Origin of the sequence: Nocardia anocheti (genome assembly GCF_029675105.1) — a bacterium.
Classification (GTDB): Bacteria; Actinomycetota; Actinomycetes; order Mycobacteriales; family Mycobacteriaceae; genus Nocardia.
On the sequence record NZ_JAQQFV010000001.1, the window covers coordinates 547,160 to 572,532 of the forward strand.

The window sequence follows — 25,373 nt, forward strand, 5'->3', positions numbered from 1 at the left end:
AAAGACGAGCTGGGGACGTGTCGGTCAACAACAGCCTAAACGGTGTTGTTCCCGGCGCGACGGGGCTCCCGAGGACGGGTCGGATCAGCCGATGTCGCGCAGGGCGAGCTGCTCGGGCGCGCCGGTACCGCAGCCCGGGCCCACGACCAGCGCGGTAATGGTCGGCGCGGCCGGACCCTGCACCAGCACCAGGACGGCCTCGCCGCCACGGAAGGTGATGCTCGACGCACCCAGTACGCCGCGATCGATCCCGTTGGCCAGTACGCAGCGGGTGAGCGCCGCCTCGTCGGATAGCGGGCCGCGCACATCGCGTTTGCCCAGCGCGCTGAGTGCGGCGGCGGTGGTGAGGTCGTCGCCGGACGGGTCGAGGGCTGGTGCCGCGGTGGGCGTGCCCTCGGTGGTGTCCAGGGTGGTGATCACCGCGCCCGCCCCGGCCAGTACGACGACCGCGGCGGCGGCCGCGGCAAGCAGACTCATCCGGCGCCGGGAACGGGATCGGTAGGCGTCCAGCGAGATCGGCGCCGGGTCCGACGTCGGATGCGGCGGCGCGGTGTCGAGTCGCTCGCTGACGCCGTCGTCAGGTGCGGTGCCGAGACGTCCGGTGACGCTGTCGCCGAGTGCTGCCGTGGTGAGACGTTCGGTGGGGCCGTCGTCGAGGTCGGCGGCGAGCGCGGTGGTGAGCCGTTCGGCGGGCCCCTCCCCCGCGTCGAGTTCGGCGACGAAACGGAACATGCGGTCGGCCACGTCGTCGGGCATGCGGTGCACGACCCTGTCGTCGGAGCTCAGGGCGCGTAGGTGGGCGTTGACGTCGTCGAGGTCGTTCAGGTAACGCAGCGCGTCGGGGTCGGTCTCGACCTGCGGCCACAGTTGCTCGCTGAGTTCGGGCGCGAGATTGTCGGCATGCAGATCGGCCAGCAGTTCCGACGGGAACGGCGGCTGCGGCACGGATCGGGCCACCCTCGCACCTCCCCTGTTCTGTCGATATCGGATCGCAGGATTTACATCGCTGACTTGTTCGTCACTGTTAATGACGCATCCCGACTAGATCCGGTTCCCTGGATCCCGGAAAAATTCCAAACGTTCTTGCAAACGTACGCGCGCTCGGGAGCATCTGCTCTTGATCGTGCCCTCCGCCACGCCGAGCAGAGCAGCGGTTTCGGCCACACTGCGGCCTTCCATCTCGGTCATCACCAGCGCCAGCCGCTGGTCCTCGGGCAGCGTGAACAGCGCCTCGGCGACCACGGTGGACAGCTCGTACTCGGCGAACTCGTCGCGCGGCTCGACGGCCTCGGGCATGGTGTCGGGGGTGATGGAGAAGGCGCGGCGGGTCTTGTTGCGCCGGATCCGGTCCAGGCAGGCGTTGACCACGATGGCGTGCAGCCAGCTGCGCACCTCGGCCTCGGCGCGGAACGAACTCGCGGTGCGATGGGCCGAGAGCAGGGCGTCCTGGAGCGAATCGGCGGCGTCCTCGCGGCTGTAGGAGGTGCGCAGCGCGGTCTGCCACAGATGGTCCTTGTGGCGGCGCAGCAGCTCGGCGAAGGCGTGCGGCGGCTCCCCGCGCACATGGGCGGCCAGCAGCTGCTTGTCACTGCTGTTCTCGAGGAACGAGCGATCGCCGGGCGCGATCGGCCGCGTTCTCCCCCCGCGGACTTGCTCGTTGACTTCCGGCGACAACACCTGACCCCTTGGACAGCGCTCATTACGGCGACTTCACGTCGGCGAACGAGGCCGAACCATCACCTGACTACACGCAACGTCCAGGATCGACGTCGACAGATCCTGGGTAGCCCCCTACGGGAGCGCGGGAGTGATCATATCGCCGATAACAATCGCGCACCAACCGGACCGCGGTTCGATGAACATCGGCTCTCGATCCGGAAACATGCGCCCACCTGCGCCGATGGCGGTCAGGGCGCGGCGTCGAACCGAACGTCGGCGATGGCGGTCTGGAACTGACCCCCGGAATTCGCCAGGCCGGTGATCCAGACGAGCACGAAACGCGCCGCCTGGTCGGTCTGCACGGCGATATCGGTGACGCCCTCACCGAGCTTGGCCGAACCGATCAGCTGGGTCTGGTCGAGCGTGGGCGCCTCGGTGGGCGAGGTGCGGATCTCGACGGTGCTGCCCGCGCTGGGCGAGTTGATCGAGACATTGGTGAGCTTGGCCGGGGTCGGCAACGTGGCCAGCAGGCCGACGCCCTTCTTGAGTGCCGGGAACTGCTGGAAGTACTGGTCGGTGCGCCACAGCGTGGTGGGGTTCTGGTCCAGGACCGCACCCGCGGACGCCGCGCCGTCGGGGGTGCCCTCCGGGGAGAACACCGTCGCGCCGGTGACCGGCACCGGCACCGTGGCGGCGGCCGCTGGCTTGGGTTCCTCGGACGCGGGCGCGGCCTCGGCGGGCGGCGGCACGCTGGAGGTGAGACCGATGTTGATCTGCTGGTCCAGCGGCTTGTCCGACGCGCCGGGCGCGAAGATGCTGACCATCCACCAGATCAGGATGCCGACCACCAGCGCGGCCAGCACGCCGAGGCCGACCATGATCCACATCATCCGCTTGGAGCGCTCCCGCTCGGCGGCGAGCAGTTCCGGATCGGCCAGCGAGTCGGGACCGGAGGCCACCGCCCGCTGACCCAGCCGCAGCACCGGGATGAAATCGGTCTTCTGGTCGACCACCGAGGCCTGCTCGAGCACGTGCTGCACCGTCGCGGCGGTGCGCACGCCCTTGTTGGATTCCAGCGAGCGCACCGCGACCGCGGAGATCTCGAAGGGCACCTCGGGGCGGATCTGGCGCGGCTCCACCGGCGTGCCGTCGGGGCCGAAATCGGCCAGGCGCAGGCCGCCGATGGTGGCCGCGGTGCCGGTGACCCCACCCACCCGGATCGGCCAGCGCGCGGTGATCAGGGCGTAGAGCATGGCGCCGAGGCCGCGCACGTCGGCCTGGGCGTCGGAATCGCCGAGCGTGCCGGGGAAGGCCAGCACGGCGTCACCGGAGGCGCTGATACGGATGCGGTCGGGATGGTCGATCGAGAGCGAGCCGCCGCCGCGATGGGCCAGTTCGGCCGCCGAGGCCAGCGCCCGGATGGCCCGGGCCGCACCGATCGGCGAGGGCACCGTCTCGGCCATCTCGCGCAGCGACCGGCCGGGGGTCCACTCGGCGACGACGATGCCGCCGGAGCTGCCACGCACCACGTCGAGCACCCGGGCCAGGCCGGGCGAATTGATCCGGCCCAGGCGCAGCGTGCGCGAGAGGATGGCCTGCGGGCCGTCGTGACCGGAGTTCTCGCCGGACTTCTGGTCGGCGTCGACGAAGGTGAGCGCGACCTCGCGGTCGAGTTTGATGTCGAGGGCCTGCCAGAACTTCAGCCCGCGCGCCCCGCCGTGCCCGGCGAGCAGCCGGTAACGACCACCCGCGACCGACGCGCCCGGGATGAGCTTGGGCCCCCGCTGCGCGCGCCGGGCATCGGCGGGCGGAACCGGGATCGGCAGCATGCCGGTGTCGTGGGTCGGGTCGTGCGGGGGCATGGCCTGCGGACTCGCCGAGTTGTTATGCGGCGATTCGGCCTCGTCGGGCGTGTCGGGGCGCTCGGATCCCGTGGCATCGGACGCGTCGGAATCGACATCGGTGGACATTCCTCCCGCCGCGCGCGCCGCAGAATCAGCGGCCGGGTCGCCGCCCACCGCGTCATCGCTCACCCTCGGTCCTCCTTCGAGCTGATCTTTCGAGGTTATGGCGAATTCGCCACCCGTATCGGTCTGCCGAACAGCGTACGGGAACTGTGCCTGACCGGTGATGTCAACAGCGCCCGGCCGGATGATGGGCAACACCATGGTCTGGGTGTCCATCGAGTGCTCGTAGGACGGGAAGCCGTAGGTGTCGGGTCGGCGCAGGACGGTGGTCGCGTAGATGTCGTCGGACGGCGAGTCGTCCAGACCCAGATCCGGTGCGGGCGGGGTGATGCCGAGCTTGCGCGAGATCGCCACCGTGATGGCCACGACCTCGGGAATCCCGGCCAGCCGCATCAGCGCGAAGGCCACCGAGAACATCACCAGCGCGCCCACGCTCACCCGCAGCAGCGAGGCGGGACCGCCGGAGAGCCGGTCCATCCGGGTCACCGTGTCGACGATGAGCATCACCGCGCCACCGGCCACCGAGGCCAGCAGCACCCGGGTGACGGTCCGGCCCACATTGGCCATTCGCAGATCGCCCAGACTGCGGTGCAGCAGCATGCCGCCGATCACCGCGCCCGCGGTGAAGCCGAGGCCGGTCGCGACGCCGAGGATGATCACCACGTCGTCGCTGTCACGGGCCAGCACCGGGGCCAGCGTCGAGAACAGGATCTTGATCGTGGTGATGCCCAGGATGATCCAGGTGGGCGTCCACGCCTGCTCGCGGGCGTAGAACACGCGCAGATGGATGAGCACCAGCGAGTACGGGATGAGCGAGAAGGCCGACCAGCTCACCGCCGCGCCGAGACGTTCGGCGTCGCCCGCGAACCGGGCGTACCCGTAGAGCGCCTCGCCGACCTGCGGGCCAGCCAGTGTCAGGAAGGTGACCACCGGGATCAGGGCGATCATGGTCAGTCGGGTGGCGACCGAGAGGTCGTCGACCACGGCCGGTGTGTCGTCGGCGGCGGCGTTGCGGCTCAGGCGCGGCATGATCGCGGTCAGCAGGGTCACGCCGAGCACGCCGTAGGGCAGTTGCAGCAGCAGCCAGGCGTTCTGGAAGATCGCCGGGCCCGCCTCGTCGGCCGAGGAGGCGATGTGGTTTGCCACCACCAAGCCGACCTGGCTGATCAGCACGTAGAGGATGATCGCGCCGCCCATCTTGCCGAACTGCTTGAGGCGCGTGTCCACCCCCCACAGCGGACGCAGGTTGATGCCGTGACGGCGGATCGCGGGCAGCAGACTCAGCGCCTGGGTGGCCACACCGGCGGTGATGCCGATGCCAAGGACCAGCAGTTTCGGGTCGCCCATCTTCACCGGGTCCAGGCTGATCTCGCCCGGCGTGAGCGCGTAGACGGCCAGCACCACCAGCACGACCAGGTTGTTCAGCACCGGCGCCCAGGCACCCGGTTTGAACGCCTGTCTGGTGTTGAGGATGGCCGTGAACAGCGCGGACATGCCGTAGAACAGGATCGCGGGCACCAAGAGATAGGTGAGCGCGGTGGTGAGCTGGGTGTTCACCTTGCCGTCGGCGGCGACGAACACATGGGTGGCCAGGATCGGCGTCGCGGCCATCGTCAGCACGGTGGCGGCGAAGAGCACGGTGAACGCGGCCGTCACCAGTCTGCGTACGAAGGCGGCGCCGTTGTCGGCGTCCTCCTGCTCGGCGCGGATGAGCGTGGGCACCACGATCGCGGTGAGCACGGCGCCCAGCACCAGCTCGGCGATCATGTTCGGGATCAGGTTGGCCGAGGTGAACGCCGAGGCGATGGCCGGACCGAGCACGGTGAGCAGCAGCAGCTGCTTGGCGAAACCGGTGATCCGGCTGATCAGCGTCGCGACGGCGATCGACCCGGAGTCCTTGAGCAGCTTGGCGTTGGCGCTCTGCGCGGTCTCGGGCTTCGGCTTGTCCGCCTGCACCTTCGCCGGGCGCGCGATGCGCTGGGTCTTGGCGGCGGCGTTGTCCTCGACGGGCACCGCCGTCCGACGCGGCCGGTCGGACTCGGCGCCCGCGGGCGTACCCGGCATCCCGGGATACGACGGCGGCGGAACCGTCCGCCGAACCTGCCTCGGAGATTCCTCCACCGGGCGTCGCCGATCGGGACCGACGAACTGCCCGCGCTGCCCGGCCTCGGGCTGCTCACCGCGCCCGGGACGCTGCTGTCGGGGAATCGCACCCGACTGGGCCGACCGAGGGGCCATGCCATCGACACCGTGCGTTTCCACACCTGGCACCGGCCTTTGCTGACGCGGGAACTCGCCGGACCGGGCGTTTCGCGCCGCATCGTGGCGCGGCGGTTCGCCCGGAAGCGGTCGTGCCTCAGGCCGCGGGCCGGGCTCGCGAGGGCCTTGCGCACTCGCCGGGCCGGAGCGGTTCGGGCCTTCGGCGGGGAGGCCGAGGCGCTGTCCGTCGGCGGGGAGCGGGCGTTGCGGCGGGCGCTGCTGCGGGAACTCGCCCGACGGCGGGCGCGCGGGGCCACGGTCGGGTTGCGGGTCGGCCGGGAATCGGGGCTGTTCGGGAACGCCGGGCCGTCCGGGCTGCGGGCCGGGGCGGTAACCCTCGGGTACGGGGGCGTCGAAGTCGGCGCCCGGGCGGAAGCCGGAGCGCTGCGGCGGGGTGTACGGGTCGACCGCGCCCCGCTGGGGATCACCCGGGCCGAACGGTGGCTGCCCGAGGCGAGCGGCCTGGTCGGGGTGACCGGGCTGGTCGGAGCGACCGGACTGCCCGGGGCGAGCGGGCTGGTCGGACTGGGCGAGGTGCCCGGGCTGGTCAGGAGCCGGGCGCTGCCTGGGGAACTCGCCCGACGGCGCGCCGGGGACGCGCGGCATCTCGCCTGACGGCGCGCCGGGGACGCGCGGCATCTCGCCGGAGGGGTTGAGGGGACCGGGCTGTCGACGTGGGGGCGCGCCCGACCGGTCGACCGGCGGGCGTTGCTGGTCGCGGTAGGCGGGCGGCGGTTGAGGCGCGCCGGGGTCGGCGGCATCGGGGCGATATCCACCGGGATGCCGAGGCGCGCCGTACCCGCCGGGCGCCTGGGGTGCCGCGGGGTCGGCGGAGCCCGGTCGGTATCCGGCCGGTGGCTGGGGCATACCCCGCCCCGCCGCACCGGGCTGGCCGTACGAGGGCGCGCTGGGATCGGCGAAATCTGGACCGGTGGGTGGAAGGGCCGCGTCGGGCTCGTGGGAGCCGGGGCGATATCCACCGCGGGCCGCCGGTCCACCAGGGCCGGGACGGTAGCTCTCGCGCGGCGCGGGCGAGTCGAAGTCTGCGGCGCCGGGGCGATAGCCGTCAGGCACGCGGGCGTCGAAGTCGGCGCCGGGCCGGTAGCTGTGGGATACAGGCGAGTCGAAGTCGCCGCCGGGGCGGTAGCCGTCGGGCACGGGGGCGTCGACGTCGGCGCCGGGACGGTAGCCGTCGGGTACAGGGGCGTCGAAGTCGGCGCTCGGGCGGTAGCCGCCGGGGCGCTGCGGTGGGGTGTGGGGGTCCGCGAAATCTGGTCCGCCGAAATCTGGGCGGGCGGGGCCCGGGGCCGGGTGGCCGGGACGGAGAGGAGTGCCGGAGTCCGGGGGGCCGGGGCGGCGGGGGGTGTTGGGGTCGGCGGGGCGGTCGCGGTGGGCGAATGGGGGGGTTTCGCCGGGGGGTGTGCCGGGGCGGGGGCCGGTGCCGGGGTGGGCCGGGTGGGGGCCGTTGGTGGGGGGCACGCGGCGGTCGGCGGGGTGGTCGACGTGGGGCAGGGTGCTGTCGTGGTCGCCGCCGCTCATGCCACGCTCCCAGGGCGCGGCGGCCGCGCGGCGGGTGGCCTGCGGGTCGTCGCGTCGGTCGTCGTCGTGCCGATGAGCGGATTCATCGTCGCCCATCATGCCTCCTGTACCCGGTGCGACCCGCGGATCCCGCCGGTCCGGTGAGCGTTTCGCTCACCCGTGCCACTGTCCGTTTCTTCTCTGCCATGGTGCCCCGTCGCCGCGTGCGACGCGGGCGTTCACTGTCCTTGCAGGCTTTGCCTCGCTCGGCGCAGCCGCCCGGCCCGCTCCACCGTCTCGGGGGCGAACCCCTCGTCGGCGGGATCGGGTTGTCCGCGGAAGCGCCGCAGCAGTCGGCGCCCGGCCAACAGCAGCAGCAGTATTCCGGCACATGCGGTAATTATTGCCAGGGCCTGACCGTAGGCATTCGAGCGCACCGACACCGACGTCGACTCGCCTAGCGCGATTCCGTCCGGAGTGGTAAGGGCGATCGGAATGACCAGCTTACGGCTGTCGCTCACCTCGGTCGGGATCTGGAACGACCGCGTCCCGGACGGCGGAAGCAGCTGTTCGCCGATATCGGTGATGTTCGTCTCGGCGGGCGCCTCGATCCGGAACATCACCCGGATGGCCACGGGCAGTTCATTGCGCGCGACCAGCAGCAACGGGCTCTGTTCGGAGGCCAGCGTGTACACCCCGCCCGGCGGCAGCACCGAGACCGAACCGAACATCGTGTCGAGTTCCTCGGTGGCCTGTTCGACGCGCCGCTGCGCGTACTGGTCGGCCAGCGTGGTGTTGTCGGCCCTGCGGTCAGACAGACTCAGGGTGCGCAGCAGATCCTCGCGCACCGGCGTCATGAACGCGTGCGGGGTGAGTTCGGATTCGGGCAGTTCCACCAGCGCCCGCATCAGCTCGCTCACCCGCGCGCCCTGATCGCGCACCGGCCCGAGGAAGTGCTCGGGCACCCCGTCCTGGGCCGCGCGCGGCAGGTATTCGAGGGTGAACGGGCGCGGATCGGGCGCCTGGTTCACCAGATCGGTGAACCCGCGCAGGCTCGCGAGATTGTTGCGCGCCAGCAGTTCCACCTGCTTGAGCAGCGCGACGCCCTCCTCCTTGTTGGCACCCCACTGCTGCGGCGGCATGAGCAGCTGCGAGCGGGGACGGTCCGGCGCGGGATTGAGCGAGGTCCAGGCCAGCGCGCCGAGCGCGTCCTGGAGCCGGGCCGCGCGCGAGTCGTAGGTGACGTCGAAGCGCACCTTGGCCGGGGTGAAGGAGGGGGTGGGCGGGTTGGAGCCCACGGCGGCCAGGGCGGTCGCGGTCCAGATGTCGTAGGTCGCCACGCGCAGGGCCGGGTCCACCGGCGGCACACCCGCGGCGGGTTCGGCGGGCGGTTCGGTGCTCACCGCGGGCACCCGCACCATGTCGGGCACGGCCTGTTCCCCGCCGACGACCATGTCGGGTTCGTGGTTGACCGGGGCGGAGGTGAGCGTGTCCTCGGCGTCGACGGGCATGCCGTCGGTGGTCACCGCGGTACCCGCCAGCACCGCCGTGGTGTAGCCGTGGCCGCGCAACAGCTGACCCGCCGGATCGTCGATGCTCCCGGAGTCGGGCAGCCCGACCCCGCGCACGGAGCGGGTGCCCAGGATGGCGTCGACCACGTCGGCCGGGGCCAGCAGCGCGCGCGCCGAGAGCCCCGGATCGTTGACCTCGGCCAGCGCCGACAGGTCGACCTGCGCGTACGGCAACGCCACCGTGCACATCGACGCCGCCAGCGCGCGCAACCGGTCCAGCCACGCCTGCGCGTTGGCCGCGCCGGTGCCCTCCCTGGTCGCGCCGTCCGGGTCCGACGGACTGGCCAGCACGCGATAGCCGCGCGTCATCGTCTGCACGGTCGACACCAGGTCCGGGTCGATGGCGATGCACACCGCGCTCGCCACGCCCTTCTCCTTGCCAGGCGCGGGCGCCACCGTTTCCAGCGCCGCGACCAACTGTTCGAGCCGCCCGCCCTTGCCCAGGGACACCGCCAGCTCGTCGTCGAGCAATTCCACCTGTCCGTGCACCGAGCCGGGCCTGCCCGCGACCATGCGCGGACGGTCGGCCAACGGCCACAGCAGCGTGGTCGCCACCGGGGTGGCCTCGGGCGGGGTCGTCACCGGCAGCGATTCGGCGCCGCTGGTCGCGGAACCGACCGGCGGCAGACCGAGGACCGGGAGCAGGAAGCGGGCGTCGTCCAGGCGGGCCTGCGTGCCGTAGGCGGGCTCCCCGTTGACATTGAGCAGCAACGGATACACCCCGGGATCGGTGAGCCCGAGCGAGGCGCCGTCACCACCGGCCCGCAGCGCGATCCGCACCGAGAACTGCTTGCGCTGGCCGGGGCTCAACCGCTCGGCCACATCCTGGAACGGCCCGGTGACCTCGTAGTTCACCTGGTCCAGCCGCAGCGAGCTGCGCAGTCCGCTCGGCGAGTGCACCGCGGCGGCGCGCTGGATGCGCACGCTCACGTCGTCGACATCGCGATCGCCGATATTGGTGACCGTGCCCGAGACCGTGAGGATCGGGTCGCTGGCGGTGGTGACCGTGCCGGGGGCCACCGCGTCCAGGGTCAGCTTCAGGAACTGCGGTGTCGCCGACCCGCTGGGCTGCGCGTGCGCGACCGCGGGGAGCAGCGAGACCGAACCCAGGATGGTCAGGACCGCCGTGATCAGCCGGAACAGTCCACCCGTCATCGCTTGCCGGTCTCCATCCGGTCGATCAATCGGTTCGCCACTTCGGCCAGCCGCCGTTCGTCGGCGTAGGCCAATCGGGAATCCAACTCGCTCAACGGGACCCACGCAACCTGGGTGACTTCCACATCCGCGTCGGAGAGTTCACCGCCGAGCGAGCGCAGCAGGAAATGGTGCACGGTCTTGTGTACCCGTCTGCCCTCGGTGACGAACCAGTAATCGATACTGCCCAGTTCGGCGACCACTTCGCCGGTGATCCCGGTCTCCTCGGCGACCTCGCGCATGGCGGTCTGCTCGGAGGTCTCGCCCTGCTCGATATGACCTTTGGGCAGCGACCACAGCAGCCGTCCGCGCCGGTCGGTGCGCCCGATCAGGGCGGCGCAGCGCAGCTCGCGCGGGCCGTCGAGCCCGTCGACGACGAGTCCGCCCGCCGAGGTCTCGCGGACCGTACGCATGCGCGGCTTACCGCCGTTGGCCGCCGATCCGCGGCGCCGCGGCTGGCGGCGTCGACTGTTCGCGCGATCGGCCGGAGGAGACACCAAGCAAGCTTAGCTGTGCCGAACAGTAAGCTTCCTATTCGTGGTTTCCCCCAACGTCGCCCCTGATGCCGTGGCGGATCGCCGTGCCCGTCTGCTGGCCGGTGCGGCGGTGACGCTGGGCAGGCTCTCGGACGTGTTGAACCCGTTGGGCGCGATGTTCGCCGAGCGCGGGTACTCGCTGTACCTGGTGGGCGGCAGTGTGCGCGACGCGGTGCTGGGCCGGTTGGGCAACGATCTGGACTTCACCACCGACGCCCGTCCCGAGGTCGTGCAGGAGATGATGCGCGGCTGGGCCGATCACCTGTGGGACACCGGCGGCCTGGCCTTCGGCACCGTCTCGGCGGCCAAGGCCGATCAGCAGCTCGAGATCACCACCTTCCGCGCCGACACCTACGACCGCGTCTCGCGCAATCCCGAGGTCACCTTCGGCGACACCCTCGAGGGCGACCTGGTCCGGCGCGATTTCACCGTCAACGCGATGGCGGTGAAGATCGCCGCCGACGGCTCGCTGGAGTTCGTCGACCCGCTCGACGGCCTCGACGCCCTGCTCGAGGGCGTGCTCGATACCCCCGCGCTGCCCCAGGATTCGTTCGACGACGACCCGCTGCGCATGCTGCGCGCGGCCCGCTTCGTCGCCCAGCTGGGCTTCGAGGTGGCCCCTCGGGTGCGCGCGGCGATCGTGGAGATGGCCGAGCAGATCGACCGGATCACCGCCGAGCGGGTGCGCACCGAGCTGGACAAGCTCATCGGCGCCGACCATCCGATCGACGGCATCAACCTCATGTGCGATACCGGTCTGGCCCAGCGCGTGCTGCCCGAGGTGCCCGCGATGAAGCTCGAGATCGACGAGCACCACCAGCACAAGGACGTCTACCAGCATTCGCTGACCGTGCTCGCCCAGGCCATCGACCAGGAGGAGGGCGACCCCGACCTGGTGCTGCGCTGGGCCGCGCTGCTGCACGACATCGGCAAGCCCGACACCAAGCGCAACGAGCCCGGCGGCGGCGTGAGCTTCCACCACCACGAGGTGGTCGGCGCGAAGATGGTGCGCAAGCGGATGCGCGCGCTGAAGTACCCGAAGGCGTTCACCGAAGAGGTTGCCCGCCTGGTGTTCCTGCACCTGCGCTTCCACGGCTACGGCAAGGGCCAGTGGACCGATTCGGCGGTGCGCCGCTACGTCACCGATGCCGACGACCTGCTCGATCGCCTGCACAAACTGGTCCGCGCCGACTGCACCACCCGCAACAAGCGCCGCGCGGCCGCCCTGCGTTCCACCTACGACGAGCTCGAAGACCGCATCGCCACGCTGCGCGAACAGGAAGACCTCGCGCGCGTGCGCCCGGATCTCGACGGCAACGCGATCATGGAACTGCTCGGCCTCGAGCCGGGCCCACAGGTCGGCAAGGCGTGGAAGTACCTCAAGGACCTGCGCCTGGACCGAGGCCCGATGACCCGCGAGGAAGCCGAAACCGCCCTGCGGGAATGGTGGGCCCAGCAGAGCTGACCAGCAAGAACTGATCAGAACACGATCAGTTCGGTCCCGGCGACGATGGCCGTGCGTATCTGCGCCAGGTCGAACGAGCCGGTGGTCTCGGGCAGCTCGATGCGGAACTTCACCACGTCCCCGCGCCGGTGCGCGTAGGAGATGCTGGCGCGGTTGGGCAGGTCGTCGAGCAGCAGCGCGGGGGCCTGCACGGCGCGGCGGGGCAGGCGGATGCCGTACCAGCTGGCCTTGCGGATATCGATGGTGAGCAGGTTGTCGTAGACCTGCGCGTCCACCACGGCGCTCATCTTGCGGATGCGGTGATCGGCCACGATGCGGCCGTGTTCGTCGAGGCGCACCCGCCATTCCAGGTCCTGCGCGTCGACCCATTCCAGCAGCGCGCCGATCTCGATGCTGCCCTCGATGTCGAGCTGCTGCACCCTGACCTTGGTGGGCACGCCGGGGATCAGCCGCACGCCGTGCGCGATCACGGTCACCGTCTCGAACGGGTGTGAGTCCCAGACCAGGTCGGAGAGCACGGTCTTGGACTGGAAGTGGGCGCCGCGCCTGCGCACCTTGAGCACGTCGAGGGTGGCGGTCAGTTCGTGCCCGAGCAGCGTCGCGGTGACTTCCTGGCCGCCGAAACGGCTCAGGATCCCCTCGCTGAGCACGGTGATCAGCACATCGGGCATGAGCGCGGTGACGGTGCCGGAGCCCAGGTCGGCGACCGGATCCGCCCAGGACGTGGTGAAGCCGAGCCACTGGTCGATCCACGACGGGTCGAGCAGGCGTCTGCCCAGGTCGACGGCGCCCGACAGTGACCAGGACTTCGGATCGAAATACGTGGCCATGATGGCTCTGAGCGTACTGGCCCGCGCCCCCGGCGGCTATGGTCGACGCATGCCGCTGGACCTGAACAGTGATCTGGGTGAAGGCTTCGGCCCGTGGCGAATGGGTGACGACGCCGCCGTCCTCGACATCGTGACCAGCGCCAACATCGCCTGCGGCTTCCACGCCGGTGACCCGTCGATCATGCGCGCCACCTGCGAGATGGCCGTCGCCAAGGGTGTGCGGATCGGCGCCCACGTGGGCTATCGCGACCTGGTGGGCTTCGGCCGCCGCGATATCGCCATCGCCCCGGCCGACCTGCGCGACGAGGTGCTGTACCAGATCGGTGCCCTGGCGGCCTTCGCCCGCGCCGCCGGTGACCGGGTGCACTACGTGAAACCCCATGGCGCGCTGTATCACGCGGCCGCGCGCGATCCGCTGCTCGCCGACGCCGTGCTCGCGGCGGCGGCCGAATCGGGGCCCGACCTGGCCCTGCTCGGCCCGGCCGGAACCGAATTGGAGAAGGCCGCGGCCCGGCTCGGGGTGCGCTTCGTCGGCGAGGGCTTCGCCGACCGCGCCTATACCGCGACCGGCGGACTGGCCCCGCGCGGAGTTGCCGGGGCGGTGCTCGCGCCCGACGACGCCGTGGCACAGGCGGTTTCCCTTGCGCTGTCGGGGACCGCGCGTACCGTAGACGGTCCCGGTACGGTCGCCGTGTCCGTGGCGAGTGTGTGCGTGCACGGCGATTCCCCTGCCGCGGTGGAGATGGCCCGCCGGATCCGCGGGGCACTCGACGAGGCGGGGATACCGGTGGAGCCGTTCAGCTGAGGGTGGGAGGCAGGATGGACGACTGGAGCGCGCGGATCCGGCCCGCGGGTGACCGCGCCATGCTCATCACGCTCGACGACCCGCGTCCGGTGCAGCGACTGGCCTCGGCGCTGCGCGTGCACGCCATCGCCGGTGTCCAGGATGTGCTGCCCGCCGCGGAGACGGTGCTGGTCACCCTGCACGCGGTCAGTTACGGTGTGCAGGTCCGGCGCGAACTGCTCGCGCTGCTCGAGCGCCTGGATCAGGAGCCACCGCAACCGGATTCGCCCGATGTTTCCCGTGGAACAGCCACCGTCGACGTGCCCGCCGAGGACATCGTGGAGATCCCGGTCCGCTACGACGGCGCGGACCTGCCCGAGGTGGCGCGCCTGCTCGACCTCTCGCCCGCCGAGGTGATCGCCGCGCACACCGGCACGATCTGGCGCTGCGCCTTCGTCGGGTTCGCCCCCGGTTTCGGCTACCTGACCTCGTCCGACGGCAGGCTGACGGTGCCGCGCCGCGACCGGGCCCGCACCGCCATCCCGCCCGGCGCGGTGGCGCTGGCAGGCGGTTACTCGGCGGTGTATCCGCGGGGCACCCCGGGCGGCTGGCAGCTGATCGGGCGGACCGATCTGCGGATGTGGGTGGTCGAGCGCGACCCGCCCGCGCTGGTGCGGGCCGGTTCGGCGATTCGTTTCGTCGAGACCACCGAGGATTGACCCCAAGGGCTGCTCAACGACGCGCCGCCTCGACAGCGAATCGGGGAGAACGAGCATGCTGATCTTCATCGAGCGGGTGGGGCCGCTCGCGACGATCCAGGACCTGGGCAGGCCGGGCTGGTTCGATTCCGGCGTCGGCCAGGCCGGTGCCGCCGACCGCGCAGCCTTGCGCCTGGCCAATCGCCTGGTCGGCAATCCGGAAGACCTGGCCGCCATCGAGGTGCTGCTCGGCGGGCTGGCGCTGCGCGCCGACGGCCATCTCACCGTCGCCGTCACCGGCGCGCCCGCCCCCGCGACCGTCGACGGCGTGCCCGTCGGCCATGCCAGCGTGCTCGAACTCGACGAGGGCAAGGTGCTGCGACTGGGCCTGACCGGCAGCGGATTACGCAGCTACGTGGCGGTGCGCGGCGGCATCGCGGTGCCCAAGGTGCTCGGTTCGCGTAGCCGCGACACCCTTTCCGGCATCGGCCCCGAGCCGCTGCGCGCGGGCAGTCAACTCCCGATCGGTCCCCCACCGCGCACCCTGCCGACGGTCGAGTTCGCGCCGGTCCCGGTGCCGCCGGAGATACTCGCGGTGCGCGCGCTGCCCGGCCCGCGCGCCGACTGGTTCACCGACCCCGACAGCCTGTTCCGTGGTTCCTGGACGGTCTCCACCGACACCGATCGCGTCGGCGCCCGCCTGGATCGCCTCGACGGTCCTCCGCTGGTCCGCGCGATCTCCGGGGAACTGCCCGCCGAAGGCGTCGCCCTGGGTTCGGTGCAGGTGCCGCCGAGCGGGCAACCGGTGGTCTTCCTCGCCGATCACCCGATCACCGGCGGCTATCCGGTGATCGCGGTGGTGCTCGACGCCGATGTCGACCGGGTGGCCCAGGCCCGCCCCGGCGACCGATTACGTTTCGTGCCCGTGCGCTGAGTTCAGCGCAGCCGGGCGTGCATGAGATAGACGTTGTAGCTGTCCCAGGCCGACATCGTGAAGTACAGGTCCCGCGCGGTCGACCACGGGTGGATGAACCCGCCGTACGCCTTCGGATAGTCCTCGGTGGACAGCAGCGGCACCGTCGCGGACCAGCGGCCCTGCGGTTCGGCGGCCGTGCGCAGCACGATCTGGCCCGCGGCCGAGTCCAGGTAGACCATCTGCCACTGCCCGCTCTCGGCGTCGAAGCGCACCGACAGTTCACTGGCGGTACCCAGCGCCAGCGGGCTCGCCGAATTCTCCGCGGCGGGCGCCCAATCGCCGTTCACCCAGTACTGATAGGCGGTCTTGTTGAGCACGTCGGCCGCGCGGACGCGGGCCAGCCCGATCATCCCGACCCGACCGTTGGGCGTGCCGAACAGATAGACGTAGTCACCGTGCGGCACCATCGCCGCCACCTGGAACTTGCCCAGCCCGAACAGGTTCTCCCAGCGCGCGTGCTGGTCTTTGGTCCAGGTCTGGCCGCCGTCGTCGGAGTAGGCCAGGCCGCCGTAGTTGGTCAGCCACATGCCCGGGACGCGCGACCAGTGGTTCACCGACATGTAGCTCATGAACTGCCGCTTGCCCAGGGCGAAACCCGAGGTGGGGATGGTGGTGGTCTCCCAGTTCTTGATCTTGCGGCTGCCCAGCAGTTCGGCGGCGTGACACGGCGAGTCCTGCACCATCGAGTCGATGTTCAGCCCGTCGGACAGGTCGCGATCGGTGCTGTAGGCCAGCACGTTCGAGCGCCAGTCGGCGGTGTCGGCGCCCGCGCCGCCGTAGGCCCAGCCGTCGCCGAAGGTGTCACCGAAGACCATGGCGACCTTGCCCGGCTCGGTCTCCCAGAACAGGCCCAGGTCGGTGCCGTCGACCTGCCAGCGCTTGTCGGTCCGGTTGGTCGACCCGTGCCCGGTGACCTGCTCGACCAGCCGCACCGACTCCACCACCCGGGGCGCCACGGGCGCGCGCGCCGGACCGGGCTCGATCGGGCGCACCACGGGATCGGGTGCGGGCTGGGCCGGTTCGCCCTCCCCGCCGGGCACCGGGATCGGAATGGGCTCGATCTCGGGGGTGATCCGGATACGCGGCAGGAAGTCGGCCGAGCCGGTGGAGGTCTCGGCGGATTCGGTCTCGGGCTTCGGCGTGTCGGTGACCTCGGGGCACGGGTTGTGGCACGGGTCGGTGGGCAGCGGCGCCTGGGCGACCCGCGTGTTGTCGTGCGGCGGATCGGGCACCGGCACCGGCGTGAGCTGCGGGATCGGGATCGGGATGTCGAAACTCGGTGGCAGCGGCGGCAGCGGTGGGGCGGGCGGTGCCGCCGGGTCGGGCAATCGGTTGGCCGGGTCGAAACCCGTTTCCCCGCAGATGTTCACCGGCGGTGGCGCCCAGGGCAACGGCGCCGCGTGCGCGGGAGCGGCCAGCACGGCGGCGAGGAACATGCCCAGCGCCGCGGATCTCTGCGGTGAAGCGCGCACCTGATACTCCCTCGAATCGGTGTCCGGCCAACACCTCTGCTGCGCGTAGAACTTACCGGAACCGATCGCCGTTGCCGTGCGTCCAAACAGATGTGAACGAAATCGAGTACGACTTCGGAACCGGGTTCGCGCACGAGGCCGAGCAGGCCCTGGCCGAGACCACGCACGCCGACACGCTCTGGCTCGACTTCGACGGCGATGCCGCCCTGTGGGATTGCGAGCCGTTCCCGCTACCCGACTGCGACCCACCGCTCGACGCCGTGGTGACCGGTGTCGGCCGCACCGCCCTGGACCTGTTCCCCGACATCCCCCTCGGCGTCGACCATCGCAGCGTCCTCGCCCAGGAACCGGTGCGCCCGGTCAGTCCGCCGCCCTGGCTCGCCGGGAGTTGAGCCCGACGGCCAGGATGCCCAGCGCGTAGACCCCCGCCCCGGCCAGCACCACCGCCAGGGAGCGGCCGTCGGCGGGGATCACCAGCGCGGTCACCGCGATGGCGAGCACGAAGGTGATGTTGAAAACGGTGTCCTGCAGGGCGAACACCTGGCCGCGGCGGTCGTCGGCGATGTCGATCTGCATGCTCGCGTCGCCGGTCAGCTTGATGGTCTGCCCGGCCAGACCGAGCCCGAAGGCACCGGCCAGCAGCATCCGGTGCGCGTGGTCGTTGCCCGCGGCGGCCACCGCGATCGGGGTCACCAGGGTGAGCTGCACCGCGATCGCGGTCACCAGGCCGACGAGCACCGTGCGCGGCCTGCCCAGTCGCGGGATCAGCAGCGGCGCGAGCAGCGCGGCCAGCAGCATGCCCGCCGCGGCGAAGCCGATCGCCACGCCGAATCCCACCAGCCCACCGCTCATCCGGGCGTCGCCGCTGGGCTGGCGCAGTACCAGCACCATGATCAGCGTGTTCATGCCGAACACCACGCGGTGCGCGCCGATGCCGATCATCGCGGTGGTCACCTGCGCCGACTCCCAGACCGCCCGCGCGCCGGTGCGAAGGCCGGTCGCGATGGCGTGCACCGTGCTCTCCGAACGGGCCGAACCGCTTTCGGGTCCGAGGATCCGGGCGGGGAAGCCGATCGCGAGCACCGCGCCGAGCACCGAACCGGCGCCGCTGAGGGCCACCGCGATCGCCGCGGCCGTGTCGCCAGCGCCCAGCGCCGCGATCACCGCCACCGCGGCCGCCGCGCCCACCCCCGCGCAGGCCGAGGCCACCGTGGCCAGCAGCGAGTTCATCGGCACCAGCCAGCGCTGTTCGAGCACCCTCGGCAGCGCCGCCGACACGCCCGCCAGCACGAACCGGCTGATCCCCACCGTCGCCAGCGCCAGCAGCAACAGCGGCGTCTCCCCCACCCCGGCGAACAACCCCAGGGCCGTCGCCGCGATCAGCAGCGCCCTGGCCACACTCGCCACCAGCAGCACGGTGCGCCGGTCCCACCGATCCAGCAGGGCACCGGCATAGGGCCCGAGCACCGAATACGGCAGCAGCAGCACCGCGAAACCGGCGGCGATGGCCAGCGGATCGGTCTCGCGTTCGGGATTGAACAGGATCGCGCCCGACAGCGCGGCCTGGAACATGCCGTCACCGAACTGGGCCGCCAGCCGCAGCAGCGCCAGGCGCGGCATCTGCGGATTGCGGCGGATCAGCGGACGCGGATCGCGCAGCATGTCGCGGATCGGGATCGGCCGCTCACCCGCCGGTTCGGAGCCGTCAGGGCGATGAGTCGACACGTCGTGAGGATAGTGGTGCCAGAATTGGGGGGTGATGCCCACACCGACCACACCCAGGATCGAGCTGCACCGCGGCGGCGACCGGTCGAAGACGCGCATCTCCTGGCTCGATTCCAAGCACTCGTTCTCCTTCGGCGAGCACTACGACCCCGACAACACCCACCACGGCCTGCTGCTGGTGAACAACGAGGACGTGGTGCTGCCCGGCGAGGGTTTCGACACCCACCCGCACCGCGACATGGAGATCGTCACCTGGGTGCTCGACGGCAGCCTGGTGCACCAGGATTCGCTGGGGCACAGCGGCGTCATCTATCCGGGCCTGGCCCAGCGCATGAGCGCGGGCACCGGCATCCTGCACTCGGAGAAGAACGATTCCTGGCGGGTGGACGGGAAACTGCCCGAGCACGACGAGCCGGTGCATTTCGTCCAGATGTGGGTGGTCCCCGACGAACCCGGCGTCGACCCGGGCTATCAGCAGCTCGAGATCGACGCCGAGCTGGCGCGCGGCGAGCTGATCACGGTGGCCTCCGGCCTGCCCCGGTACCGCGACCGCACCGCCATCGCCATCAATTCCTCGCACGCGGCCATGCATGTGGCCCGGATGCCCGCCGACAGCCCCGGTGTCACCCTCCCGGAGGCCCCCTACCTGCATCTTTTCGTCGCGCGCGGCGAGGTGGAGCTGGAGGGTGTCGGGGTGCTGGCCCAGGGCGACGCGGTCCGGATGACGCGCACCGGCGGCCAGCGGGTGCGCCCGCACGGGGCCGCCGAGATCCTGGTCTGGGAGATGCACGCCCGGCTGGGGGAGAACTCGCGCGGTTAACGGCCGCGTGGCTGTCCCGCGATGACGTCGTGGGCACGACGAGAGGGGAACAGATGTCGTATCAACCGCCGGGGCAGTACCCGCCGCCTCCGGGCCAGTACCCGCCGCCGGGTGGTCAGTACGGCCAGTACCAGCAGCCCCCCGGCAAGGGCCTGGCCATCACCGCGCTGATCCTCGGCATCATCGCCCTGCTGCTGTCGTGGACGGTGTTCGGCGGCGTCGGTTTCGGCGTGCTCGCGGTGCTGTTCGGCATCATCGCGCTGGTCAAGGCGCGGTCGGGCAGCGCGGGCGGCGGCGTGATGGCCGGATTCGGGCTGGTGCTCGGCCTGCTCGGCATCCTGATCGCCGTGCTCGTCGGCGTCTTCTTCTGGAAGTTCTTCGAGGACTCCGGCGGCGCCGACTATCTGGACTGCCTGCAGAAGGCGGGCAACGATCAGACCGCGATCCAGCAGTGCGCCGACGATTTCTCCAGCACGATCGACAGCAAGTTCCCGACTACGCCGACCCCGGCTCGCTGAGCAGGGCGGCCGACCGGGCATTGGTCCTGGTGGCGGCGACTATCTGGGCGAAATCCGGCCGATAGTCGCCGTCGGGCACCTGGACCCAGCGGCGATATCCGCTGCGTTCGTCGGCCGGTGAGGGCAGCACGATCTCGCTGCCGGGCAGGGCCACCGAGGCGCAGACCCGGAACAGTTCGGCGAACAGCACCGTGTCGAGGTAGGAGTTGTCGGTGGGGCCGGTCAGGAAGGTCCAGCGACCCGAGCGCGGATGGGCGATGATCGGCCCGCAGCGTTGCCCGCGTCCGGTGAGCAGCCCGCGCACCCGCTCCCCCAGCGGCGAGGGCATCACCACCGCGCCCACCGCGCCGATCTCGAGCATGATCCGGCCCAGCGTCGAGTCGACCACCCCGTAGAGGCCGTTGTGCTTGCGGTAGTGACGGCACCGCGCCAGCGCGTCCTGGGTGGCCGAGTATTCCTCGGCCACGGTGTATCCGCCCTTGTCATCAGTGCGCGACGTGCTCATCAGACCTCGTCTCCGTCGACGGTGTGCTCGATGTAGCTGCAAATTCGCTCGATCGGGAAGTTCGGGCGTCTCACGACCGGGTGGAGCGGGAAACTTTTCCATAACGCCAGGAAGCGGAAGAAATTTGACGTTCAGAACAGCCTAGTGCCGCACAACCCGCCTGACAATAGTCAGTAGCTGGTGTGTCCATCAAGGTACGATGTGGCCGCATGGCCCCTGTTTCGCCGACGGTCGCGCGCTGGGAACTGGTGCTGCGCCTGCGTGAATTGCGCGAGCAGCGCGGCTTCGACTCGGCCGGTTTCGCCCGCCGCGTCGGCTTCACCCCGGCCAATTGGTCGCATGTGGAGAAGGGCAGGCGGGTGCTCACCCGCACCACCATCGAGCCGGTGCTCGACGTCCTGGATGTCACCCCCGACGAGCGCCGCGAACTGCTGGCCCTGCTCGAGGCCAGCAAGCAACGCGGCTGGTGGTCCACCTCCTCGGCCCTGATCGGCCCCGAGCTACAACGCCTCTACGGCATGGAGGACGGCGCGCTCAGCATCCGCAGCTACGACAGTCTGCTGGTGCCCGGCCTGCTGCAGACCGAGTCCTACGCCAGGGCGCTGATCAGCGCCGATGTGATGATCCGCCCGGTCCAGGTGGACCAGCTCGTGGCCATCCGGATGCGGCGTCAGCAGCGGCTGCGCGGCCCCGACCCGCTCGAACTCACCGCGGTGCTCGGCGAGGCGACCCTGCGTCAGCAGACCGGAGGCGCCGAGGTGCTGCGCGAGCAGCTGCGCCACCTGGCGACCCTGATGCGCGAACTCGACACCGTGGAGGTGCGCGTCATCCCGTTCAGCGCGCCGGAGGGGGCGGTGCTCGGCGGTTCCAGCTTCCATCTGCTCGACTTCGCAAGCGATCAGCTACCCACCTTCGCGTGGGCCGAGAGCGCGGTGTTCGGCGGTCACGTCGATGACGCCGAGCAGGTCCGCGATCTGGGCTTCGCCTATGTGCGCGCCCGCGAGCAATCCCTGTCCCGCACCGAATCTCTGGCCCTGATCAGCGAGTATGCGAGCGTGTAGGATTCGGGGTATGTCCACCACCGCTCGACGCCGCCCGGCCGAACACGGCTGGTTCACCTCGTCACGCTCCAACAACGGCAACCAATGTGTCGAGGTTCGCTTCGATGGCGACATCGTCCAGATACGCGACAGCAAATTCCGCCGCAACCCGAGAAACCTCGGTTCGGACGAGCCCATCATCACCGTCGACGCCACCCGGTGGACCGCCTTCCTGCACTGCCTGCTCACCGACCGCCGCCACCCCGACCTGGTCGCCCACGTGAGCCGCGACGGCTCGGCCACCCTGCGCCACGACGACGTCCTGCTCCACTTCACCGCCCCCGAATGGGAAGCCTTCGTCGCGGGCGTCCGCGACGACGAGTTCGTCTGCGCCTAGGTCGGCTGCGGCGCCAGCCGCCATGACCCGGTTCTCGGCCGCCTTGATCTGGACTGACCAGAGGGTGCGACGAAGGAGTGCCCGCCGGGAGGGAAGATCAAGGGAACAGGCCGAGAACCCGCGGCGCCAGCCGCTGATATCACTGCATACTGGGTCCTGTGACCTCCGATCTGAACACCCCTTCCGGTATCGACCTGTCCTTCCGTGACCAGGATGTGCGCGTTCAGGACGATCTGTTCGCGCACGTCAACGGTCAGTGGCTGGCCGATTACGAGATCCCGGCCGACCGCGCCGTCGACGGTGCCTTCCGCACGCTCTACGACCAGGCCGAACTCGACGTGCAGGCCATCATCACCGAGAGCGCCGAGGGCGGCTCCGACGACGCCGACGCCCGCAAGATCGGCGACCTGTACTCGAGCTTCATGGACACCGACGCGGTGGCCGCGGCCGGGCTCGCCCCGATCGCCGCCGACCTGCGCGCCATCGCCGAGGTCGCCGACGCCAGCGCCTTCGCCGCCCTGCTCGGCGCGTTGCAGCGCACCGGCATCCGTGGCGCGGTGGCCTACTACGTCGACACCGACGACAAGAACTCCACCCGCTACCTGGTGCACGCCACCCAGTCCGGCATCGGCCTGCCCGACGAGTCGTACTACCGCTCCGAGGAATTCGCCGAGATCCGCGACGCCTACCGCGCGCACATCGCGAAGATGTTCACCCTCGCCGCCGCCGACCCGGCCCTGGCCGGTCTGCTGCCCGCCGACCCCGACGACGCCGCCCGCCGCGTCTTCGAGGTCGAGCGCACCCTCGCCGCTGGCCACTGGGACGTGGTGCGCCGCCGCGACGCCGAGAAGAGCTACAACCTCACCACCTTCACCGATCTGACCGCCGCGCACCCGGCCTTCGACTGGGCCGCCTGGGTGGAAGCCGTCGCCACCGGCCTGGACCGCACCGGCGCGGAACTGTTCGCCGAACTGGTCGTGCGCCAGCCCGACTACCTCACCGCCTTCGCCACCGCCTGGTCGGAGCTGCCGCGCGCGGACTGGCAGGCGTGGGCCGCCTGGCAGGTGCTGCACGGGCGGGCCGCGCTGCTCACCGACGCGATCATCGAGGAGAACTTCGACTTCTACGGCCGCACCCTCACCGGCGCCCAGGAGAACCGCGAGCGCTGGAAGCGCGGGGTGTCGCTGGTGCAGGAACTGCTCGGCGAGGCCGTCGGCAAACTGTATGTGGCCCGGCACTTCCCGCCGCAGGCCAAGGCCCGCATGGTCGAGCTGGTGGCCAACCTCCAGGAGGCCTACCGCCGCAATATCGCCGAGCTGGCCTGGATGGGCCCCGACACCCGCGCGGCCGCGCTCACCAAGCTGGAGAAGTTCACCCCCAAGATCGGCTACCCCGACACCTGGCGCGACTACTCCGCCGTGCGGATCGACCCCGCCGACCTGGTCGGCAACTATCGCCGCGGTTACGCCGCCGACCACGACCGCGACCTGGGCAAACTCGGTGGCGAGGTGGACCGCGGCGAATGGTTCATGACCCCGCAGACGGTGAACGCCTACTACAACCCCGGCATGAACGAGATCGTCTTCCCGGCCGCCATCCTGCAACCGCCGTTCTTCGACATGAACGCCGACGACGCCGCCAACTACGGCGGGATCGGCGCGGTGATCGGCCACGAGATCGGCCACGGCTTCGACGACCAGGGCGCCAAGTACGACGGCGACGGCAATATGCAGGACTGGTGGACCGACGACGACCGCGCCGAGTTCGGCAAGCGCACCAAGGCGCTGATCGACCAGTACGACGTGCTCTCCCCCGCCGAGCTGGCCGACGAGCACACCGTCAACGGCGAGTTCACCATCGGCGAGAACATCGGTGACCTGGGCGGATTGTCCATCGCCCTGGCCGCCTACAAGATCTCGCTCGACGGCGCCGAGGCCCCCGTCATCGACGGGCTCACCGGCCTGCAGCGTGTGTTCTACGGCTGGGCCCAGGTGTGGCGCACCAAGGCGCGGCAGGAGGAGGCCATCCGCCGCCTCGCCGTCGACCCGCACTCCCCGCCGGAGTTCCGCTGCAACGCGGTGGTCCGCAATATCGACAGCTTCTACGAGGCCTTCGATGTCAAGCCGGACGACAAGCTGTTCCTGAAGCCCGAAGAGCGTGTGAGCATCTGGTGACGCCACGACCCTACCGGCGCACACCGCTGCCGGTAGGGTCGGAAATCCTTGTACCGGAGAGGGGTTACCGCATGCGCGTCCACCAGGTAGCCGACGACGTCTTCGCCATCCGCGGCACCGACGTCAACATGTACCTGCTCCGCGACGGCCGTGACCTCACCCTCGTCGACGCAGGTTGGTACGGCGACGCCGCCCTGATCGAGGCATCGATACGCTCCCTCGGCCACCGCCCCGAGGACATCCAGGCCGTCCTGCTCACCCACGCCCACCTCGACCACGTAGGCGCCCTCAATCACCTGCACCGCCACTACGGCACCCCCGCCTACACCAGCCCCACCGAGGTCCCCCACGCCCACGGCGACTACCACGAGTCCGCTACGCCGCTCGACGTCATCAAACGCCTCACCGACCGCAAAACCCTCGGCTGGGCCGCCCGCATCACCGCCGCGGGCGGCCTCCGCAAGAACCCGGTCCCCCACATCCAGCCCTTCCCCACCGAAGGCCCCCTGGACCTCCCTGGCCACCCCACCCCGATCCCCACCCCCGGCCACACCTCCGGCCACACCGCCTACCACCTCCCCGAGGTCGGCGCCGTGGTCACCGGCGACGCCTTGGTAACCGCCCACCCCACATCCAAAATCAAAGGCCCCCAACCCCTCCCGAACTTCTTCAACCACGACACCCCCGCGACGATCGCCAGCTACACCACCCTCGAATCCCTCACCGCCGACCTCGTCCTCCCCGGCCACGGCCCGACCTGGCGCGACGGCATCACCGCCGCCGTAGCCCGCGCCAGAGAGAACGCGCTCCACCAGCGCCAGTGACATGGCCTCAGAATTGCCCCGAACGCGAACAAGCCGCCACCCCGTTGAGGCACTGGTCCCAGCCGCCCTCGGAGCAATCACCGGCGGCCTACTGGCGGTGATCGCCTATTTCCCCTTGGTCGTGCTGCTGCAGAACGTCTTCGACGTCCCCGAGCTCCCGGCGACTCCCAAGAAATACCGAGGCGACACGGAACCGATCTCGCCGTCGTACTGGATAACGTGGATGGTTCCGGTCCTCGTCGCGATTCCCGCCGGATGGGCATTGTCCTGGTGGTGGCGCGCCCGGGTCTTCGCACTGGCGTCCACGCTGACGTTCGTTCTCGGCGCTGCCGCAGTCGCCGCCGTCGTGATTTCCTTCGAGGTCAACGGGTTCGCACCCGACTGACCTGACCCGCCGGGTGTTGGTCGGCCGGTCCTCGAGACGTATGCTACGTCTCGTAC

21 protein-coding genes are annotated in these 25,373 nt (G+C 70.6%); 12 read left to right on the forward strand and 9 right to left on the reverse strand.

The annotated features are described in order from the left end of the window. Window positions 1-84 precede the first annotated feature (84 nt). The 5 genes from QC180_RS02675 to QC180_RS02695 form a co-directional block, all read right to left on the reverse strand. Window positions 85-957, reverse strand: a complete 873-nt coding sequence (locus QC180_RS02675; protein WP_278260930.1) for a hypothetical protein — start codon at window positions 955-957, stop codon at window positions 85-87. Between the two features lie 84 nt (window positions 958-1,041). Next, window positions 1,042-1,626: an RNA polymerase sigma factor SigM gene (gene sigM / locus QC180_RS02680; RefSeq protein ID WP_278261185.1), complete on the reverse strand. Its 585-nt coding sequence runs from the start codon at window positions 1,624-1,626 to the stop codon at window positions 1,042-1,044. A gap of 281 nt (window positions 1,627-1,907) precedes the next feature. Next, the gene (locus QC180_RS02685) at window positions 1,908-5,690 is read right to left on the reverse strand and encodes a murein biosynthesis integral membrane protein MurJ (protein ID WP_278261186.1); all 3,783 of its coding nucleotides are present in this window, start codon (window positions 5,688-5,690) and stop codon (window positions 1,908-1,910) included. A gap of 1,952 nt (window positions 5,691-7,642) precedes the next feature. Beyond that, complete coding sequence (locus tag QC180_RS02690; protein ID WP_278260931.1) at window positions 7,643-10,129, reverse strand: DUF6049 family protein; 2,487 nt, start codon at window positions 10,127-10,129, stop codon at window positions 7,643-7,645. Beyond that, window positions 10,126-10,581, reverse strand: coding sequence for an NUDIX hydrolase (locus QC180_RS02695; protein WP_278260932.1), 456 nt, complete (start codon window positions 10,579-10,581; stop codon window positions 10,126-10,128). Before QC180_RS02695 ends, QC180_RS02690 begins: the two co-directional genes overlap by 4 nt. Window positions 10,582-10,705: 124 nt before the next feature. On the opposite strand from QC180_RS02695, the gene QC180_RS02700 reads away from it, so the two are divergent. Continuing rightward, window positions 10,706-12,169, forward strand: a complete 1,464-nt coding sequence (locus QC180_RS02700; RefSeq protein ID WP_278260933.1) for a CCA tRNA nucleotidyltransferase — start codon at window positions 10,706-10,708, stop codon at window positions 12,167-12,169. 14 nt (window positions 12,170-12,183) lie between these two features. On the opposite strand, the gene QC180_RS02705 is transcribed toward QC180_RS02700, so the two are convergent. After that, window positions 12,184-12,999 carry a hypothetical protein gene (locus QC180_RS02705; protein ID WP_278260934.1) on the reverse strand — a complete coding sequence of 272 codons (816 nt, stop codon included), beginning with the start codon at window positions 12,997-12,999 and terminating at the stop codon, window positions 12,184-12,186. Window positions 13,000-13,048: 49 nt separating this feature from the next. Here QC180_RS02705 and QC180_RS02710 point away from each other — a divergent pair, with 49 nt between their 5' ends. Genes QC180_RS02710 through QC180_RS02720 form a run of 3 tightly spaced genes read left to right on the forward strand, consistent with a single transcriptional unit; the run spans window position 13,049 to window position 15,415 of the window. Next, entirely contained in the window at window positions 13,049-13,804 is a 756-nt protein-coding gene (locus QC180_RS02710; RefSeq protein WP_278260935.1) for a LamB/YcsF family protein, read from the forward strand. Between the two features lie 14 nt (window positions 13,805-13,818). Further along, window positions 13,819-14,502 carry a 5-oxoprolinase subunit B family protein gene (locus tag QC180_RS02715; RefSeq protein WP_278260936.1) on the forward strand — a complete coding sequence of 228 codons (684 nt, stop codon included), beginning with the start codon at window positions 13,819-13,821 and terminating at the stop codon, window positions 14,500-14,502. A gap of 55 nt (window positions 14,503-14,557) precedes the next feature. Beyond that, window positions 14,558-15,415 carry a 5-oxoprolinase subunit C family protein gene (locus QC180_RS02720; RefSeq protein WP_278260937.1) on the forward strand — a complete coding sequence of 286 codons (858 nt, stop codon included), beginning with the start codon at window positions 14,558-14,560 and terminating at the stop codon, window positions 15,413-15,415. Between the two features lie 2 nt (window positions 15,416-15,417). Here QC180_RS02720 and QC180_RS02725 read toward each other — a convergent pair whose 3' ends face one another. Further along, window positions 15,418-16,893, reverse strand: coding sequence for a DUF4185 domain-containing protein (locus QC180_RS02725; protein WP_278261187.1), 1,476 nt, complete (start codon window positions 16,891-16,893; stop codon window positions 15,418-15,420). A gap of 128 nt (window positions 16,894-17,021) precedes the next feature. Between QC180_RS02725 and QC180_RS02730 the strand changes: the two genes are divergently transcribed. Then, entirely contained in the window at window positions 17,022-17,321 is a 300-nt protein-coding gene (locus QC180_RS02730) for a hypothetical protein (protein WP_278260938.1), read from the forward strand. On the opposite strand, the gene QC180_RS02735 is transcribed toward QC180_RS02730, so the two are convergent. Next, window positions 17,290-18,591, reverse strand: coding sequence for an MFS transporter (locus QC180_RS02735; protein ID WP_278261188.1), 1,302 nt, complete (start codon window positions 18,589-18,591; stop codon window positions 17,290-17,292). The genes QC180_RS02730 and QC180_RS02735 overlap by 32 nt on opposite strands. A gap of 97 nt (window positions 18,592-18,688) precedes the next feature. Here QC180_RS02735 and QC180_RS02740 point away from each other — a divergent pair, with 97 nt between their 5' ends. Together QC180_RS02740 and QC180_RS02745 are read left to right on the forward strand one after the other, a co-directional pair. Continuing rightward, on the forward strand, window positions 18,689-19,474 hold the full coding sequence (locus QC180_RS02740; protein WP_278260939.1) for a pirin family protein: 786 nt from the start codon (window positions 18,689-18,691) through the stop codon (window positions 19,472-19,474). Between the two features lie 53 nt (window positions 19,475-19,527). After that, window positions 19,528-19,992 carry a DUF4190 domain-containing protein gene (locus QC180_RS02745; RefSeq protein ID WP_278260940.1) on the forward strand — a complete coding sequence of 155 codons (465 nt, stop codon included), beginning with the start codon at window positions 19,528-19,530 and terminating at the stop codon, window positions 19,990-19,992. Here QC180_RS02745 and QC180_RS02750 read toward each other — a convergent pair. Beyond that, window positions 19,970-20,497, reverse strand: a complete 528-nt coding sequence (locus tag QC180_RS02750; protein WP_278260941.1) for a hypothetical protein — start codon at window positions 20,495-20,497, stop codon at window positions 19,970-19,972. The two genes, QC180_RS02745 and QC180_RS02750, sit on opposite strands and share 23 nt — an antisense overlap. Window positions 20,498-20,706: 209 nt before the next feature. Between QC180_RS02750 and QC180_RS02755 the strand changes: the two genes are divergently transcribed. The 5 genes from QC180_RS02755 (at window position 20,707) to QC180_RS02775 (ending at window position 25,317) form a co-directional block, all read left to right on the forward strand. Then, window positions 20,707-21,558 carry a helix-turn-helix domain-containing protein gene (locus QC180_RS02755; protein WP_278260942.1) on the forward strand — a complete coding sequence of 284 codons (852 nt, stop codon included), beginning with the start codon at window positions 20,707-20,709 and terminating at the stop codon, window positions 21,556-21,558. A gap of 10 nt (window positions 21,559-21,568) precedes the next feature. Continuing rightward, a complete protein-coding gene (locus QC180_RS02760) occupies window positions 21,569-21,934 on the forward strand; it encodes a DUF397 domain-containing protein (RefSeq protein ID WP_278260943.1) in 366 nt (121 codons plus the stop codon). Window positions 21,935-22,092: 158 nt separating this feature from the next. Next, window positions 22,093-24,108, forward strand: coding sequence for a M13 family metallopeptidase (locus tag QC180_RS02765; RefSeq protein ID WP_278260944.1), 2,016 nt, complete (start codon window positions 22,093-22,095; stop codon window positions 24,106-24,108). Between the two features lie 71 nt (window positions 24,109-24,179). Then, the gene (locus QC180_RS02770; protein ID WP_278260945.1) at window positions 24,180-24,932 is read left to right on the forward strand and encodes an MBL fold metallo-hydrolase; all 753 of its coding nucleotides are present in this window, start codon (window positions 24,180-24,182) and stop codon (window positions 24,930-24,932) included. A 1-nt stretch (window position 24,933) separates the two neighbouring features. Further along, the gene (locus tag QC180_RS02775; protein WP_278260946.1) at window positions 24,934-25,317 is read left to right on the forward strand and encodes a hypothetical protein; all 384 of its coding nucleotides are present in this window, start codon (window positions 24,934-24,936) and stop codon (window positions 25,315-25,317) included. Window positions 25,318-25,373: the final 56 nt, after the last annotated feature.